The sequence below is a fragment of the Pyramidobacter porci genome (assembly GCF_009695745.1).
GTDB lineage: Bacteria > Synergistota > Synergistia > Synergistales > Dethiosulfovibrionaceae > Pyramidobacter > Pyramidobacter porci.
Genome location: NZ_VUNH01000012.1, coordinates 45,453 through 60,995 on the forward strand (window position 1 = coordinate 45,453; position 15,543 = coordinate 60,995).

Genomic DNA, 15,543 nt, shown 5'->3' on the forward strand with positions numbered 1-15,543 from the left:
GCCTCGAAAAGATGCCGCAAAAACGGAAACGACCTCCAGATCCGAAAGGGAACGCAACATTTTCTCCGACAAAAAAGCGCCCCCGGCGCGGGCCGATAAAGAAAATTCATCGGCCCGCGCCGGGGGCGTCTTTTGATGTTCCACGTGGAACTGTTTCACGTCGTCGCTGAGTTTCCAAGGCATCATGAATTATGATGTTTAATTGATATCATTTTCCGCCTTCGGCTCCGCCGCGTCCCCGACGGTCAGGCGCAGGTTGAGGGCGGTCAGTTCGGCGCTGCGCGCTTCGATCGTCCGCGGCGAAAGGTTCGGCACGAGTCCGTCGAGGAACAGCGCGTTGTGTTTGATTCCGGCCAGATCGAGGATCAGCCGGGGAACGTTGTAAAAGCCGATCTCGCCGCGCGGGTCCCAGCCCGCGGCGCGGCGGTTCGTCAGCAGCGCCACCGTGCGCGGGCGTTTTTTCAGACGTCCGAGGATCGGCGTGTTGTTCTCGCTGCCCATCATCAGATGGTCGCCGAGGATCACGATCGCCGTCTCCCGGCCGCCCGGTTGCGCTGCGACGAAATCGACGAAGTCGCCGAGCAGATAATCCAGACAGGCCATGCAGTACTCGTGGCTCATGGGCGGCACCGCGGGCGACACCTTATCCTTCAGGCGCGCGTCGGGAAGTCCCTTCGTAAAGTGTGTGTCGACTGTCAGCAGCGTCAGGTTGAACGGGCGTCCGGCGGCCGCCAGGCGCGAATATTCGAGCTTGGCCTGCTCGAACAGGTCGGCGTCGTGAGCGCCCCAGACGGTTTTTTCGCAGCCCTTTTCGAAGTCGCGGAATCCCTTGACGCGGTAGCCCAGCATTTTCATGAGGCCGCCCGTGCCGCCGAAGCCGAGCTCGCAGCCCGCCAGAAACAGGCAGTCGTACCCCGCTCGCCGCATCACCTTCGTATACGACGTCAGCCGGCTGCTCCGGAGCCGGTCGAACAGCTCGTCGCCCGCGCCGCCGAAAAAGGCGGGAAACGACGTCTGCGTCGCGTACAACGCGCCGATGGTCCAGGTCGCGCCGCTGACACAGCGGTAATCGCTCCACGAACTCCAGCCGGCGTCGATAAGGCGGTGCAGGCGCGGCAGCGAGTCCGGAAAATCCTCCCGGTTCAAAAAATTGTTCTCCAGCGACTCGCAGTAAACGACCACGATATTCCTGCCCGCTTCGGCTGCGACGTCAGCCTCCGCAACCGGCTTTCGCCGCGCCCCCAGCGCCGCGAACAGCTCCGCCTCGGAACAGGACGAGGCCCGTGCGTAGTGCCGCCATGACTTCAGCATCTCCCAATAAACCGAGGTTACGGGCGAAAAAACGATTGTCAGCGCGCAGAGCGCCAGCAGGCCCAGACGCAGAAAGCGGCGCTTCGGCGTGAAAACGCGCCGCAGCCGCCCCGTCCAATTCAGCCAGACGGCGAGCAGAACCAGCGCCGTAATTGCGATAAAGACGGCGCTGCTCGCCGCCATGACGGACGGCGCCATGCGCAGCATGTCCCAGTCGAGCCGCATGAAGACAAAATAATCGAGATCCCGGTTCAGCACGGCGGCGCAGACCGCCTGAGCCACCGCCAGCGCGTAGCCGAGAAGGACCGCCAGCGAGCCGAGCTTCCGGTTTTTTATGAGGAAAAAACCGGAAGCGGCGAACGGAAGGAAAAACAGCACCGCGTCTCCAAGCCCGTTTTTCATGCCGACGACTCCCTTTCTGGACGCAAAATTGACGAAGCAAAACGCCGCGCGGCGGCTTGCGCTGTATTCTATCACTTCCATGCCGCCGCGGCAAAACGTCTCGCCTTGAACGCAAAAAATCCCCGACGCGCGGGCTTTCGCCCGTTCGGCGGGGATTTTTCATTCACTGCGCCGCTTGGCGCGGAACGGCGCTCCTTTTCTAGAACACGTTGCGGTACATGATCACGATCAGCACGACCGGCAGGCCGTAGGTGATCCAGGGTCTCCACCAGCCGCTGACGCGCCAGGCATGGCTTTCGTTCAGGCCCTTGTTCGCCTCTTCCATGTAGCCGTTGAACTTCAGCACGAAGGAGATGTAGAGCGAAACAAGCAGCGCGTCGACCGGCATCATCACGTTGCCCGACAGGTAATCGGCGAAGTCGAAGATGCTCTTGCCGAGGATCCGGCACGCGGACATCCAGCCGTGCCCTTCGCTGAGCGAATAGACGCAGGGCAGGCTGAGCGCGAACATGACGAAGACGACGATCCAGGTCATCTTGCTGCGCTTCACCTTGAAGAAATCGGCGAAGCAGGCCACGGGAGCCTCGAGATAGCCGAGCCCGGAGGTGTAGCCGGCGACGGCGACGAGAATGAAGAACAGCGAAGCCCAAAACGACCCCATGGGCATCTTGCCGAAGACGACGGGCATGATCTCCATGACCAGGCCGACGCCGCTGGCGTTGGGATCGGCGCCGTAGACGAGCAGAGCCGGGAAGATGACCACGCCGGCGATCAGCGCGAAAGAAGTATCCATGGTCACGACCATGGCGGCGTCCTTGGGCATGTTGTCGGCGTCGCTGCGATAGGAGCCGTACACGACGGCGGTGGCGATGCCGACGCCGATGGAGAAGAAGCTCTGTCCGAGGGCATACAGCCACACTTCGGGGTTGCCCAGCTGGCTGAAATCGGGGCTGAGGTACCATCTCATGCCGTCCATGGCGGTTTTGCCGACGCCTTCCACGGGGCTGAGCGTCAGCGAGCGGACGGCCAGCGTCACGATCATGACGCCGAGGATGGGCAGCAGCCACTTGCAAAGTTTCTCGACGCCTTCCTTGACGCCGCGGGAAATCGCCAGCCCGAGCGCGACGAAGACGACGACGGTGTAGGCGATCAGCTCGAAGGGGCTCTTCATGAAGTCGCTGAACATCATTTTGGTCTGCTCGAAGGTGGAACCGGCGAAGACGCCGCTCAAAGCCTTCACGGCGTAGCGGACCATCCAGCCGATGATGACCGTATAATAGGCCATCAGCACGATGCAGGCGATGGCTCCGACCCAGCCGATCAGCGACCAGAAAGGCTTCTTTTCCTTCAAGAAGCCGACGATGGGCGTCGCTCTCATGCGGCGGCCGATGCTCAGCTCGCCGAGGAACAGAGGCAGACCGACGAAAACGCAGATCAGCACGTAGGCGAGCACAAAAGCGCCGCCGCCGAACTTGCTGGTGAGGTAAGGAAAACGCCAGACGTTGCCGAGGCCGATGGAAAATCCGGCGGCCGAAAGGATAAAACCGATGCGACTGCCAAAACTGTCCCGTTTCTGTTCTTCCATAACGAATCATCCCTTCCATTTCAATACGTTGCGGCCGTGATTTTCACGGCACGCTCTTGCGGTTTCCGTCCAAGCCGCGGCACGCAGGGCCTCTGCGACGGGAACCGAATCACACGTGGAGTTTTGCCGCTTCGGCAAGAGCCGTTTTCAAATGCTCAAGGTCGATCCAGCGGTAATCGGCGTCGGCTCCCTTGGGATCGTCGAAGCCCTGCCGCGACAGAAGTTCGATCGCCCGGTCGAGAATGTCCCGGTCGTCGCCCTCCCACGAGGATTTTTCGGCGACGACGACGGAACGATAAGGGCTTCTGTTGAGGCGGTTGTTCGCCGACAGCGGATGCGTGACCAGATGCCATTTTTTCTCCACATATTCGGAAACTTTCAGCAGCACGTCCAGCGGACTTCCTTCGACCAGCACGGTCGCGTCGAGTTTCGCCGCTTCGACGTCCGGATTGTTGGTGACGATCATGGTCAGCCCTCCGAGAAAATGATTTCAAGAATCAGACGTTAAATTCGTCTTTGTTAACGTGGTTTTATGCCTGAGAGAATGGATCGTGAAAATTTTCATTTGCGCGGCGGCGCAAAAAGCCGGTGGAACCCGACGAGGTTCCGCCGGCTTTTTGGTGTCCCATCACAGGAAAGCGACAGGAGCCATTCTTCGAACGCTAGAACGCTTTGAAAATCGTCTGCTTGTCGATCGGCGTGACCATCGCCTCGAGCGCCTTTTCGAGCAGCTTGCGGCGGGCCTTTTTGTCCTCTGCGTCGCCAAGCTCGGGCTTGCCCACGGGGTGGGGGATGGCGACTCCGGGGACGATCCGGTTGGAACCAACAGTCATCATGATCGGCACGATCGTGGCGATCTGTACGACGGGAATGCCGGCCGCCTTCTCGATTTCACGCGACATCGATGCACCGCATCGAGTGCAGGAGCCTCAGGTGGAGGTGAGAATGGCGGCGTCGACGCCCGCGGCTTTCAGCTCCGGGCCGATCTCCTGGCCGAACTTCTCGGCCCAGGCCACGGCCGTGCCGGTGCCGGTGGTGCAGTACACGTACTTGTAGATTTTGCCGATCTTGCCCTCCTTCTCCAGCTCGCGCATCTCGTCGAGCGGTAGCACCACGTCGGGATCGGCGTTGGCCCACTGCGTGTCGTAGCCGCCGTGGATGGACTCGTAGTTCTCGGGGGTGAGGTCGTTCAGGCCGGTGATGTCGTAGCGGCCGTAGGACTCCGCGGAGGAGACGCGGATCTTGTCGGGATTGCCCTTGGGGACGATGCCGCCGGAGGTGATCAGGGCGATGGTGGCGTGCTTGAGGTCCTTGACGGGCGCGCAGGGTGCGATCTTTTTGAAGGTCGGCATCTCGTACTCGGTCTGGAACGGCTCGCCGGCCATCTTCTTGAGCAGCATTTCCAGGCCGCGCTGAGCGCCGTTTTTTTCGTGGAAGAAGACGCGGCGGAAGCCGCGGCTGATGTAGTTCTCCTCGGCGGCGGGGCCGAGAGTTTCCTTCTTGAGCAGCTTGAGCGCCAGCGAGGCCATGGATTTGGCCGCGTCCTTGATGCCGCGGGCGCTGTTGGCGGTCTTGACGATGAAGACTTTCTTGGCGAAGGATTCGGCGCCGGGATTTTCGGGATACATGCCGGTGACGACGGGAATGCCCAGCGCGTTCTGCACGGCGGCGCAGATGTCGCCGCAGGCCATGCCGTAGCGTCCGGCGAAGAACGCCGGCCCGGCGATCAGCAGGTCGGGCTTGTAGCTGCCGATCATCTCGAGCAGCGTCTTCTTGGCCTCTTCGTTGTGCTCGTTGAAGTAGTTGTCGCCGCAGATTACCGTGCCGACGATCTCGGCTTCCTTGCCCAGTTCGGCCTGAAGGGCGGCGCCGGGACCGACTTTGCCGTCGCGCTTTTCGGGCGGCACGTGGGCCATTTCCTCGCCGCCGATGCCGGCGTAGAACTGGTTGATGTAATGAACGATGCGGAACGTCATGACCGATCTCCTCCTTACACCCAGAGCGAGCCGGACTTGTTGAAGCCGGTCTCGCAGGTCGAGCCGATGATCGATTGCAGTTCGACGTACATGGAACCGTCGGGACGAAGGCTCTCGGCCGCGCCGCCGGAAACGTGGGCGATCGATTCGATGAAGCCGATCACCTTTTTCATGGCCGGCACCTCGAGCATCTCGTTGACGTTGCCGCAGGAGACGAAGGCCGTCATCTGCGGCGTGGCGTCGGCCAGCCCCTGCGAAGCGCCGTCGGTGCCGGAGGCTTCGTCGGCGATGACCACGGTGCTCATGCCCAGCGCTTCGCACTTGTTGACGTTCAAGCAGAGGTCGCTGTCGGGATTGCCGTAGCCCTCCTCGGTGATGATCACGCCCTTGGCGCCGAGCTCGTGGCAGAGGCGGGCGTTGAAGGACGAGGCGCGCTCCTTGCCGGCGAGGACGACCGATTCCTGCGTGGGAATCATGCCCAGGAAGTTGACGGTTTTGCCGTGCTGGGCGTACAGTTCGCTGACCACGGGATCGTGCAGATGGTGCCACGTCGTCGTCTTGTCGCAGGCGGACACGCAGTTGCCGGAGACCATGGCGCCGTCGAGCACTTCGTTGGGGTGCAGCAGCGTGGGCAGGCAGGTTTTGACGTCGGCGCCGTACACGTACGTGTCGTGCAGCAGTCCCTGCGTGATGCACATGCACAGATGGACGACGGGCGGCAGGTCGGGATATTTTTTCAGCTCTTCGGCCACCGTGCCCTTTTCGAAAACTTCGACAGCGTCGATCTTCGCATTCTTGCAGCAGTCGGCCAGCCAGACGGCGGCTTTCAGCCCGGCGACGCGGATCGCTTCCTCGTATTGATGCTTTTCCAGGTCTTTGACGGGCTGGGCGATCAGCACCACGTTGAACAGCTCCGCGAACGGGCTGAACTTTGCCGCGGGGCCGGACATGTCGATGAAGCCTTCCTGGAATCCCATGATCGGGCCGACGGTGACGACGGCCGCGCCGTCGAGCACGAAGGTCGCGCCTTCGCCCGCCGTGTCGTTGGGGCCGACTACGGACGGAAAGTAGCTTTCGCCGCCTTCGAGCTTGACGCGCGGTTCGACGACGTCCTTGACGGGGATGATGCGCACCGATTCGCCCGGGCGGGCCAGATCGGCGTCCCACTTTTCGATGCGGTCGTCGTCGGAAAGCGCGGCGATCAAACCTTCCTTGTCGACGTAGAGCACGCCGTTTTCCATGCGGGTCGGGCTGCCCCACTCGAGCCCGGTCACATGCGCCTTGCGAAGTTCCAGCCTCATAGAAGTATTCCTCCTTAGCTTGTTGAATATTATTTATGGTTCTTCGCCTTATTTAAAATGATAAAGAATGCTCCCGCAAAAAAAACCGTTGCAAGTTACCAGATTTCGTGAGTTAATACTCACGAAAATTCGTATCAATCATATGAGGTGATTCATAATGACGAAAAAATATGATTCTGATGAGCGTTCATTAGTTCAAAAATATGCACAAGAAATCGCTTCTTCCACGGCGGCGATCATCGGCCACAATATCATCATCACCGACGTGGACGGCAAGATTATCGGCGCCAGCCAGAGTGAGCGCATCGGCCAGCTGCACGAGGCCTCGCTCGAAGTAGCGCGCACCGGTGCGGCCTCCGAGACGACGCGGGAACAGGCGCGCCAATTCAGGGGCACGCTGCCCGGCGTCACCTTCCCGATCCAGAATCTGAACGGGCGCACCGTCGGCACCATGGCTCTCACCGGTTCGCCGGACGAAGTGCGCCCGTTCGGGCTGATCGTCAAAAAGCAGATCGAGATCCTGCTGCGCGAGCGCGAGCTTTACGTTTACTCCAGCAGCCGCGAGAGCATTCTGCAGGACCTCATCCACGATCTGGAGACTTTCGTCCCCGGCGTCGGCAACGAGACCATGCTTCAGTCGCGGGCCATCGAGCTTGGGTACGATCCGAGCCTGTTCTACATTCCCATCGTCGTCGACCTCTATCAGTTCGGCCGCTACGCGCTGGAGGTCCGGCGCGAATGTCGGGATGGGGACAGCGGGCAGGTGGAGATGCGCATCCTCAACATCAAGAAGGCCGTCCTCGCGGAAATGCGCGGCATCTTCTCCCACCCGCGCACCGTTTCCAGCGTCAGCGGCAACAACCGCTTCGTCACGCTTCATGCCGTCAAGGACGCCGACCACGCCGCCCCGCAGCACGAAAAGGCGGCCCTTGCGCAGGTCGTCGAACTCTCGCAGAATCTTTTGGACCGGCTCGAGGATTACGGGCTGAAAGCCGCCATCGGCATCGGCTCGCCGGCCCACAGCGTCGCGGCGCTGTCGCTCAGCTGCCAGGAAGCCCGCAAGGCCCTGATGCTGGGCAAAAAGTTCAAACAGCGTCCCGACGTGTACTGCATCGCCGACTTCCGCATGGAGGACGTGATCTCCACCATCGACGCGCCCGTGCGCATCCGCTTCATCAAGGGGCTGACCGGCAACCTGCGCGGCAAATCCGACTGGCCGGAATTGGAAAAGACGATCCGCGCCTGGTGCGAAAGCGGCTTCTCGCTGGTGGAGACGGCGCGGCGGCTCCACATCCACCGCAACACGCTGATCTACCGCCTCGAGAAGATCAGGCGCCTCACCGGCGAGGACATCCACAGTTTTCGTACCTGCTTCAACTTGTATTTCGCCCTGCTGCTCGGCCAATATTCCGGCCCCGCCGCCAAGGAGAGCGCCGCTCCGCCCGCCGAAGAATGAAAGCGAAACGCCCGCCGAACCGAAAAAAGCGGCCGGAGGCTGATGAGTCGAATGTCATCAGTCCCCGGCCGCTTTCAACGTTGGAAATCGGTCTCAGAAGCGGGCGAAGTTCAGTTCGTTGCCGTGCGCCGTGATCAGACGCGCCACGTCTTCGGTCTTCACGTAGACGGTGGCGGTGTTTTCGTTGGGGTGGATGCCCATCTTTTTGCCGCGGAAATCGTCGTCGAAATAAACCGTCACCAGGCGTCCTTCGTCGTTGAGAATGCCGAAGGGCGTGACCGAGCCCCTGGCGAGGCCGAGGATCCGGTTCAGCTCTTCCTCCGAGGCGAAACTGAGTCGGCGCGTGCCGAAGCGCGCCTTGAAGTCTTTCAGGTCGACGCGCTTTTCTTCCTTGACGGTGATCAGATAATAGCGCTGTTTTTTGTCGTCGTGGACGAAAAGATTCTTGGCGATCGCCTCGACGTGAGGCAGGCCAAGCGCCAGCATTTCGTCGATGGTATAGACGGGATCGTGCTCCACCTTTTCGTAAGCGATCCCTTCGGCGTCCAGCATCGCCATCACTTCCCGCTTGTTCACAGTCGTTCAGCTCCTTTGTCTCAAGATGTTTTGATCTTGCCGCGCCGCGTCTTTCCGCTGTCAAAAACGGCGCCGTCCGTCCAGCGAAAGGGCGCGGCGGGCCGGCGGAGGTCGCCGCCGTATGGCTGAGCGCTCCCTCGAGATCTGGACAAAATGGCGGCCATCGCTGCTTCTGCTCTCAACGGCGTTGCATGCGAGAACTCTTTGCGCTCACCGCGGCGCGAGACAGCCGCGGGAGAGCATGTGGGAAAGCAGCTGTGAGATGCTGCCGTAGCCTGTCTTGTTCAGAATCGACGACACGCAGCCTTTGATCGAACTGGGCGAGAGGGCGAGCGCGGCGCCGATCTCCTCGCGGCTGCGGGAGCTGCAGAGCATGCAGAGCAGCTTGACCTCGCGGCGCGTGAACATGCCGGCGAACGGGTCGGTCTGGCGGAGCATTTCTTCGCTGGGATAGATCTGGTAGCCGCCCGCCGTGCCGCGGGCGCAGGTGACCAGCCCTTCCTGCACGCAGTTGTAGAAGAGGAAAGAGTCGACGCCCCGCTCGCGCGCGTCGGCGATCAGCGACGAGTCGGACAGCCCCGTGAGGAACATGATCTTGACGGCGGGAGAGCCTTTTTTTACCGCGGCGGAGCTGCTGAGCGCGCTCCGCACGCCGTCGAGGGCGACGTCGAACAGAAGCAGATCGGGGCGCAGGCTTTCGCAGACGCCGGGCGCTTCTTCTTCATGTTCCAAAACGGCGGCGACCTCGAAATCTTTCTGTGCGGCGAGGCAGTCCGAGAGCAGGCGGCGGATCAAGTTCTGGCGGCTGACAACGACAATGTGAACCATCTGATTTCTGAACCTTTCTGCGAGTGGTTGAAGTCCTTTCAAAATGCTAACGTTTCTTTGGATCCCTTGTCAAGGACTTTCGGCTAATTTTCTTGGCGCAATTTTAGCCAAGAGGGGCATTGCGGCGCGCGGCAGCTGTGGATAGAATATGTGAAGACGCCGGGACATGCCCGGGCGATTGGCGGTACGAACCGCCATTTTTCAAGGAGGAAAAACGATGAAAAAGCTTCTTGCGTTTGTGTTTGTGCTGGCGATGGCCGCCATGGCCTGGGCCGCGCCGATGGATTGCGGCTACTTTACGGCCGACGTGCCCGAGGGCTGGACGTTCGAGATGGTCCAGCAGGACGACAACTCCGTCACCGGCGTGCTCAAGGCCGCCGACAATTCGCTGGCCTTCACCGTGTCGGCGCTCAAGGCGTCCGAGCAGCTGACGGTCAAGACGGCCGCCGAGCAGTTCGCCAAAGTCCACGGCGCGACCGATCTCGCCAGGATGGACGGCGAGGGGGAGAGCTACGAATACACCGCGACGGTCAACAACGCGCCCGTGTACGCGCAGGTTTTCGTCATCGACGACACCGCGATCGGCTACATCGCCATCGCCGGCGACCACGAGAGCGATCTCGCCACGAACGTCTTCAACTCCATCGAGTTCAAGAAGTAGGCGTTCGTTTTTTAACGAAAGCGGCCGCGGAGGCGCAAAAAATCATCGATATAAAAGGGAATCCCCAACGAGTTCATGCCGTTGGGGATTCTCTTTTTTTTTTCGTCTCCGCGGCGCGGCGGCATGCTCTCGATGCGGTCCCGTTCGCTACGAGCCTTTTCATGTCTTTTCGTCCGATTTGATGAGGAAATCATGAATCGGTATAATTAAAAGTATCACGCTTCACATAATATGCGGCGCGAAGCGTGCCTGTTATTTTGGGCAGTCCGTAAAAAAGCGGGAATCTTCATGTCCGGCCGCGGACTTCGAGATCTCCTTGATTTATCTTCCGATTCGGAAAGGGAACTGCGGGTCCAGAGTAAAAAAAACAGTTGCCGTTGGCGGGGGAGCGCATGAAAAGAAAAACAGCAAGAGAAATATTCGCGGAGTCTTTCCGGGAGCTGGCGGAAAATAAATCCGTCGATAAGATTACGGTTAGAGAAATCGCCGATAACTGCGGCTACTCGTCCGCAACCTTTTACCGGCAGTTCCGGGACAAGTATGATCTCATTGCATGGGACTATAGCAGAAGACTTGAAGCGATCATGCTGCAGATTGGCGTAAAAGAGTGTTCCTGGAGGCAGTCGCTTATCGATGCGGCGAACTACTTTCAGGAGCAGAAGCGCTATCTTGCCAATCTGTTTCTTCATACCAGCGGACTTGATTCGTTTATCTGCAACATGAGTGAGATTCATTTCAGCTGCCTGAAAGAAATCGTCCAGCGAGTATCACAGACGACGCGGCTTGATGCGAAAACGGAAATGTATATCCGCATTTATGTCCTTGGGACTGTTCATCTGACGTGTGAGTGGATTTTGGGAAACTACAGCGTCAGCCCAAAAGAGCTGGCGGAAGTTTACGAAAACTCGCTGCCGGAGCCGTTGCGCCAGTATCTCTGCTGAAAATGAGAGAAATTGCCGGTATTGTATCGTCATGAGAATTCGAGCCGGGATTCTCAATTGAAATTCTTCTTGGAGCGAATAGAATAATATACACGCGCAATACTACGGCGCGCAGTCATCAACCGATGTCATGTTCGCAGAGGGACAGAACGGTCGTCGCTGCGAGCAAGATAGATTGACGTTCAACAAAGAAAAGATAAACGGAGGTTTTTCCCATGGAACGGAACGAAAAAGTCATCGCCGGGCTTCAGGTGATCGTAACGGAGCTTTCTCAGCAGGCTGACGGACACGCGATCCAGTCCAGGATCTTTGCGAGCGAAGGTTTTACGAAGCTGGCTGATAAATATGCGGCGCATGCGGCAGAAGAGCGCGGCTATGTAGATAAGTGCATCGACCGCATTCTTGACCTCGGCGGAGAGGTGAAACTGGAAGCCAAAAAAGAAGCGCCTTTGTACAAAGATCCGGTGGAGTGGGTCAAGTACGACCTGCAGGTTTCCAGGACTGGACTGTCCTGGCTTGCCGCTCTTGTTGAAGAGGCCCGGACGGATTACACGACCTTCGATTTTCTGAAAAAATACTATCAGGACGAGGAAGAAGATATGTACTGGGGCGAAACTCAACTTGAGCTGATCGAGTGCATCGGCAGACAAAATTGGCTTGTTCAGCAGTTGTAGACGGCAAGCAGGAAACAAAGGCATCCGCAAGAGGCTGACGGCGCAGAAATGTGCGCACGTCAGCCTCTTTGAAAATCTGTAAAGGGAGGAGCCTTTGCGGAGCGGATATTATATAGATAAATGCCGCCGCCGGGATTGCAAAAAGTCTGCGCCGTGAAAGCCAGTAGCGGCTCGCGCGCTTTACGTCTGTGCGAAAGAAACGGCTCGCGAGTCCTAAGGGAAAAAGCGGCGGAAATCGCTTTTGCGGTGAGAAACTGCATTGCCTTTTCGGACGAAGAGCGGTCGAGACTGGACGGAATGCTGAGCGATGCGCTGTGTGGTGTGGGAATGAAAAATGAATATGCCGATCCGGTACGTTTAAGAGAGTGATCCGATATGAAGGTTTTATTTAATGACGGACATGTGGGCGAATGCCCCGAAGAACTGGAACTCAGAGTCTTGCGCCATTCGGCTGCGCACATCATGGCACAGGCGGTAAAGCGCCTGTATCCCGACGCGCATTTTGCATACGGTCCGGCGACGGACGAGGGCTTCTATTATGATATAGACATCGGCGACAGAACGTTAAGCGATGAAGACCTTCCGGCGGTCGAGGCGGAGATGCAGAAAATCGTCGGTGAGAACCTTCCTTTCAAGGTCTCTTCCCTGCTGCGGACCGAAGCGGTTCGTCTGATGCAGGAGCGCGGTGAAAAATATAAAGCCGAGCATATCAGCGACCTGCCGGAAGACGCCGTTATCACGTTCTATCAGCAGGGCGAATATATTGATATGTGCGTAGGGCCTCATCTGACTTATACGAAAGCGCTGAAATCCTTCAAGCTGACGGCCGTTTCTGGCGCGTACTGGAAGAACAACCGGGAAAACAAGATGCTCACGCGTCTAAACGGCGTGGCGTTCCGCACGAAAGAAGAGCTGGCGGAATACGAGAGGCAGGCCGAAGAAGCGAAAGCGCGGGATCACCGCCGTATCGGCAAAGAAATGAAACTGTTCATGACGGACGATCTGGTCGGCAAAGGGCTTCCGATGTTTCTGCCGAAAGGCTACGCCGTATGGCAGCAGCTTGAGGCATACATCAAAGAGAAAGAACGCATGCTGGGGTATCAGCACGTCATGACGCCTTGCGTGGGAACTGTCGGCCTTTACGAGACCAGCGGACACTGGGCGCATTATAAGGAAAACATGTTCCCCGTGATGGAGGTCGAGGACGAGAAGTTTGTGCTGCGCCCCATGAACTGCCCTCATCATATGATGATCTATGCAAACCAGCGTCATTCCTACCGTGATCTGCCCCTCCGCATCGGGGAGATTGCCCACGACTTTCGCTTTGAGCCAAGCGGAACGCTGAAAGGCATCGAGCGCGGACGGCATTTTTGTCAGAATGACGCGCATCTGTTCGTCACGCCGGATCAGATCAGAGACGAAGTTGGCCGCGTCGTGGATCTCATCTTTGATGTCTATAAGGATTTTGGGATTACGGACTATCGCTGCGTGCTCTCTCTTCGCGATCCGGAGGACAAAGTGAAATACTATCAGGACGACGAGATGTGGACGCATGCGGAGAGCGCCCTGCGGGCGGTGCTGACGGAGCTGGGGGTTCAGTTCTCCGAGGAGATCGGAGAGGCCGCCTTCTATGGTCCGAAACTGGATGTCAATGTAAAGCCTGCGGTGGGGGCAGAGTACACCTTGTCCACCTGCCAGCTCGATTTCTGCTTGCCTGAGCGTTTCCATCTGAAATATACCGACAGAGATGGGACGGAGAAGACTCCCGTGGTGCTTCACCGGGCTATCTTAGGCAGTCTGGATAGATTTATGGCCTATCTGATCGAAGAAACAAAAGGTGCCTTCCCCGTGTGGCTGGCTCCGGTCCAAATCAAGGTGCTGCCGGTTTCGGAAAAGAGTCTGGACTACGCCGGGAAGGTCTACGAAGAGCTGCGGAGGGCGCACTTGCGCGTCGAATTGGACGAGCGCAATGAAAAGATCGGTTATAAGATCCGCAGCGCGCGGCAGGATGATAAGGTGCCCTATATGGTGATTATCGGCGAAAAAGAAAGCGAAGAAGGGAAAATTTCTGTCCGGGACCGTGCTACGGACCGGACTGCAACCTGCCTGTTGGAGTCGTTTGTTGAAAAAGTGCGGGAAGAGATACGGAATCATCGCTGATAGATAAGAAACCGTCCGGCGTCATGTTTGCCGTCAAGAGGCAAAGCGAGCGAGTATGCAGGCGACACCGTTGCCCCGTTTGTCAAAATTTCGTCGAGAGCGGCGCCCGTTTCCTGGCGAGAGCCGCCACGAAAGAAAATCATTGTGCAAAAAAAGGAATCTCCAACGGCATGAATCCGTTGGAGATTCCTTTTTTTGCGTCTCCGCGGCGCGGCGGCTTTCGTTTAAAAACTACTCAGCCAGCGTGCCCATGGGATCCCACGGGAAGAAGTGCAGCGGCTCGGTTTCCAGCGCGGCGAGCTGCTTCTCGCTGAGGTGCTTTTTGTTGATCACGGCCTGATAGACGTACTGGTCGAACCAGCCGCCGTCCATCAGATAATAGCCTTTGTCGCCGTGCTCGTCGCCCCAGCTGTTCTCGATCTTCCAGCGGTTGGGCTTGCCCGCGGCGTCGAGGTTGACGCCGGTGATGACCATGGCGTGGTTCATGGCGCTGTCGCGCAGGTCGAGACGCTCGCCCTTGGTCATGGCGAAGTCCATCGCGAAGGTGCCCTCGTAGTCGAAGCAGGCGTCGCTCCAGATGCCCATGTCGCGCGCGCCCTTCTTGCCGACGTCGGAGCCGAACCAGACGCACTCGCCGTCTTTGAGCTGGCGCACGATCAGGTCTTTGAGCTCCTCCATGGGCAGGTTGAGGTAGCGCACGGGGCGCCCTTCGGCGACGTTGCCCAGCCAGTCGATGGCGACGGCGCGGTAGAACGGCTTGTCGGCGGTGGGGGAGTTGATCAGGCTGACGTAATCGTTTTTCAGGTCGAGGCCGACGTACTTTTCGTAAAAGCTTTTCGGGGTCAGCTCGCGATCGGCGTGGAAGTTCTTGTCCTTGTCGACGTACTCGAAGTCGAACATCTGCGGCGGTTCCCCGAAGCACAGACACAGCAGCGCGTACACCTCGTCCATCATCTGTAATTTTAGGTCGTGCGGATCGCCGCCTTTGGCCGCTTCGGCGCGCAGCCGGGCGGCGTCGCGGCGCAGCTTGGCGTTGAGCAGTTTGTTCATGTCGGCGGTGTTGCTGCTCTGGAACGTCTCTTCCATGGCCGACTTGGGGGCGACGCCGTACTTGGCGACCAGGTTGACGAACATGTCCCACTGGCCGCCGTCCTGGACGCCTGTCTCGAGGACGTAGCTCAGCAGCCGGTCGTCGACGGGCCTGTCGGCCAGCGCGATGACGCTTTCGAGGAAGTAATTGGCCTTTTCGAACTTGTCCCAGAAGGCCGTGTAGTTCTGCGAAAACTCCAGCTCGGCGAGGTTCAGCTTTTTGGCCGTCAGCTCGCGCAGCACGTTGAGCGCGGCGAAGATCCAGCAGCGGCCGCTCTTTTTCTGATTGGCGGCGGGCAGCGTGGGGACGACGTGCGAAAAGCGGAACTGCGCGGCGTTGCGCCCTTTTGAACTGAACGCGACGTCGCCGACGCCGTGCTTCGACAGCGCGTTGCCGACCGCCCGGTACAGCGCGCTTCCCTCGTAACGCGCCCGATACTCGGCGCGCTGCTGTTCGGAAATTCCCTCAAATGACATGACTCTCTCTCCTTCGTGAGAATGTGCCGGCCGTATGTCCGGCGGCCGATATTTCCGCCGCTATCATAATGCGGCCGTCCGCGCTTTACAAGCGGAAGTTTTGTAC

The 15,543-nt window shown here is 58.9% G+C and carries 14 protein-coding genes; 6 read left to right on the forward strand and 8 right to left on the reverse strand.

All coding sequences use genetic code 11. From position 1 onward, the window contains the following. Positions 1 to 198 precede the first annotated feature (198 nt). The 5 genes from FYJ74_RS10575 to FYJ74_RS10595 form a co-directional block, all read right to left on the reverse strand. The gene (locus tag FYJ74_RS10575) at positions 199 to 1,713 is read right to left on the reverse strand and encodes an LTA synthase family protein (RefSeq protein ID WP_195838893.1); all 1,515 of its coding nucleotides are present in this window, start codon (positions 1,711 to 1,713) and stop codon (positions 199 to 201) included. Between the two features lie 199 nt (positions 1,714 to 1,912). After that, positions 1,913 to 3,298, reverse strand: coding sequence for a sodium-dependent transporter (locus FYJ74_RS10580; protein ID WP_154529543.1), 1,386 nt, complete (start codon positions 3,296 to 3,298; stop codon positions 1,913 to 1,915). 109 nt (positions 3,299 to 3,407) lie between these two features. Further along, a complete protein-coding gene (locus FYJ74_RS10585) occupies positions 3,408 to 3,764 on the reverse strand; it encodes a GrdX family protein (protein ID WP_195838894.1) in 357 nt (118 codons plus the stop codon). A gap of 196 nt (positions 3,765 to 3,960) precedes the next feature. Then, positions 3,961 to 5,274, reverse strand: a complete 1,314-nt coding sequence (locus tag FYJ74_RS10590) for a glycine/betaine/sarcosine/D-proline family reductase selenoprotein B (RefSeq protein ID WP_154529545.1) — start codon at positions 5,272 to 5,274, stop codon at positions 3,961 to 3,963. Positions 5,275 to 5,288: 14 nt separating this feature from the next. Then, complete coding sequence (locus FYJ74_RS10595; protein ID WP_154529546.1) at positions 5,289 to 6,575, reverse strand: glycine/sarcosine/betaine reductase component B subunit; 1,287 nt, start codon at positions 6,573 to 6,575, stop codon at positions 5,289 to 5,291. Between the two features lie 157 nt (positions 6,576 to 6,732). Here FYJ74_RS10595 and FYJ74_RS10600 point away from each other — a divergent pair, with 157 nt between their 5' ends. After that, positions 6,733 to 8,031, forward strand: coding sequence for a CdaR family transcriptional regulator (locus FYJ74_RS10600; protein WP_154529547.1), 1,299 nt, complete (start codon positions 6,733 to 6,735; stop codon positions 8,029 to 8,031). 93 nt (positions 8,032 to 8,124) lie between these two features. On the opposite strand, the gene FYJ74_RS10605 is transcribed toward FYJ74_RS10600, so the two are convergent. Both FYJ74_RS10605 and FYJ74_RS10610 read right to left on the reverse strand, forming a co-directional pair. Continuing rightward, positions 8,125 to 8,607 (reverse strand): prolyl-tRNA synthetase associated domain-containing protein, encoded by a 483-nt coding sequence (locus FYJ74_RS10605; protein ID WP_320634302.1) that lies wholly within the window; start codon positions 8,605 to 8,607, stop codon positions 8,125 to 8,127. Positions 8,608 to 8,817: 210 nt separating this feature from the next. After that, entirely contained in the window at positions 8,818 to 9,435 is a 618-nt protein-coding gene (locus FYJ74_RS10610; RefSeq protein WP_154529548.1) for a response regulator transcription factor, read from the reverse strand. 217 nt (positions 9,436 to 9,652) lie between these two features. Here FYJ74_RS10610 and FYJ74_RS10615 point away from each other — a divergent pair, with 217 nt between their 5' ends. The 5 genes from FYJ74_RS10615 (at position 9,653) to thrS (ending at position 13,871) form a co-directional block, all read left to right on the forward strand. Beyond that, positions 9,653 to 10,096 carry a hypothetical protein gene (locus tag FYJ74_RS10615; RefSeq protein WP_154529549.1) on the forward strand — a complete coding sequence of 148 codons (444 nt, stop codon included), beginning with the start codon at positions 9,653 to 9,655 and terminating at the stop codon, positions 10,094 to 10,096. Between the two features lie 392 nt (positions 10,097 to 10,488). Further along, complete coding sequence (locus FYJ74_RS10620; RefSeq protein WP_154529550.1) at positions 10,489 to 11,037, forward strand: TetR/AcrR family transcriptional regulator C-terminal domain-containing protein; 549 nt, start codon at positions 10,489 to 10,491, stop codon at positions 11,035 to 11,037. Between the two features lie 215 nt (positions 11,038 to 11,252). Next, positions 11,253 to 11,711 carry a ferritin-like domain-containing protein gene (locus FYJ74_RS10625; protein WP_154529551.1) on the forward strand — a complete coding sequence of 153 codons (459 nt, stop codon included), beginning with the start codon at positions 11,253 to 11,255 and terminating at the stop codon, positions 11,709 to 11,711. 120 nt (positions 11,712 to 11,831) lie between these two features. After that, the gene (locus FYJ74_RS10630; protein ID WP_154529552.1) at positions 11,832 to 12,080 is read left to right on the forward strand and encodes a hypothetical protein; all 249 of its coding nucleotides are present in this window, start codon (positions 11,832 to 11,834) and stop codon (positions 12,078 to 12,080) included. A gap of 6 nt (positions 12,081 to 12,086) precedes the next feature. Continuing rightward, on the forward strand, positions 12,087 to 13,871 hold the full coding sequence (gene thrS / locus FYJ74_RS10635) for a threonine--tRNA ligase (RefSeq protein ID WP_154529553.1): 1,785 nt from the start codon (positions 12,087 to 12,089) through the stop codon (positions 13,869 to 13,871). A gap of 231 nt (positions 13,872 to 14,102) precedes the next feature. On the opposite strand, the gene FYJ74_RS10640 is transcribed toward thrS, so the two are convergent. Further along, positions 14,103 to 15,437 (reverse strand): C1 family peptidase, encoded by a 1,335-nt coding sequence (locus tag FYJ74_RS10640; protein WP_154529554.1) that lies wholly within the window; start codon positions 15,435 to 15,437, stop codon positions 14,103 to 14,105. Positions 15,438 to 15,543 lie beyond the last annotated feature (106 nt).

Excerpts from the sequence above, each read along its gene's own strand:
- FYJ74_RS10575 (WP_195838893.1), bottom strand. The coding sequence starts at position 1,713 with ATGAAAAACGGGCTTGGAGACGCGGTGCTGTTTTTCCTTCCGTTCGCC.
- FYJ74_RS10580 (WP_154529543.1), bottom strand. The coding sequence starts at position 3,298 with ATGGAAGAACAGAAACGGGACAGTTTTGGCAGTCGCATCGGTTTTATC.
- FYJ74_RS10585 (WP_195838894.1), bottom strand. The coding sequence starts at position 3,764 with ATGATCGTCACCAACAATCCGGACGTCGAAGCGGCGAAACTCGACGCG.
- FYJ74_RS10595 (WP_154529546.1), bottom strand. The coding sequence starts at position 6,575 with ATGAGGCTGGAACTTCGCAAGGCGCATGTGACCGGGCTCGAGTGGGGC.
- FYJ74_RS10600 (WP_154529547.1), top strand. The coding sequence starts at position 6,733 with ATGACGAAAAAATATGATTCTGATGAGCGTTCATTAGTTCAAAAATAT.
- FYJ74_RS10610 (WP_154529548.1), bottom strand. The coding sequence starts at position 9,435 with ATGGTTCACATTGTCGTTGTCAGCCGCCAGAACTTGATCCGCCGCCTG.
- FYJ74_RS10615 (WP_154529549.1), top strand. The coding sequence starts at position 9,653 with ATGAAAAAGCTTCTTGCGTTTGTGTTTGTGCTGGCGATGGCCGCCATG.
- FYJ74_RS10620 (WP_154529550.1), top strand. The coding sequence starts at position 10,489 with ATGAAAAGAAAAACAGCAAGAGAAATATTCGCGGAGTCTTTCCGGGAG.
- FYJ74_RS10625 (WP_154529551.1), top strand. The coding sequence starts at position 11,253 with ATGGAACGGAACGAAAAAGTCATCGCCGGGCTTCAGGTGATCGTAACG.
- FYJ74_RS10630 (WP_154529552.1), top strand. The coding sequence starts at position 11,832 with ATGCCGCCGCCGGGATTGCAAAAAGTCTGCGCCGTGAAAGCCAGTAGC.
- thrS (WP_154529553.1), top strand. The coding sequence starts at position 12,087 with ATGAAGGTTTTATTTAATGACGGACATGTGGGCGAATGCCCCGAAGAA.
- FYJ74_RS10640 (WP_154529554.1), bottom strand. The coding sequence starts at position 15,437 with ATGTCATTTGAGGGAATTTCCGAACAGCAGCGCGCCGAGTATCGGGCG.